Source organism: Pelomicrobium sp. G1 (assembly GCF_051905455.1).
Classification (GTDB): domain Bacteria; phylum Pseudomonadota; class Gammaproteobacteria; order Burkholderiales; family UBA6910; genus Pelomicrobium.
This window is the reverse complement of sequence record NZ_JBQACR010000084.1, coordinates 1-533: the sequence shown is the minus strand read 5'-3', so window position 1 is coordinate 533 and position 533 is coordinate 1. Positions and strand designations below refer to the sequence as shown.

General features: G+C 66.8%; 1 pseudogene. It reads left to right on the top strand.

The features are described from left to right. Positions 1-377, top strand: a pseudogene (locus ACTFO6_RS17565) (4Fe-4S dicluster domain-containing protein); the annotation flags it as partial. Positions 378-533: the final 156 nt, after the last annotated feature.

Genomic DNA, 533 nt, shown 5'->3' with positions numbered 1-533 from the left:
CCTGGAACCCACCGTGGCGTGCGCCGGACGCCCGCGACGACTGGGTGCACGGGGTTGGCATCCAGCCCCATGGGGTGGTGTCCAAATGCACATTCTGCTATCACAAGGTGAGCAAGGCACCGCCGGGAACGCCCGACCTGGACGAGGACGATCCGGCGCTGAAGGAGTACGTGCCCGCCTGCGTGCGCACCTGTCCGCCCAAGGCACGCTACTTCGGCGACCTGGACAACCCCGAAAGCCGGGTGAACAAGCTGATCGCCGACAAGCGGGGCGTGCGGCTCAAGGACGAAACCGGGAACAAGCCCCAGGTCTACTACCTGTCGGGGGGCGCGGGACCGGCCGTGCCCAGCACCCGCGCAACCGTCAAGAAGACTTGAGGAGACGACATCATGACGACGATGACGAAATCGCCCGTTGGCCCCGCCAACGCGGTGCTGGTGGCGTCCCTGGCGGGACTGGCGATCGGCCTGGCCATCGTGCTCATCAACCTGGGCGCTCAAGGTCACGCGGCCTTCAACACCACCAGTCTGGGC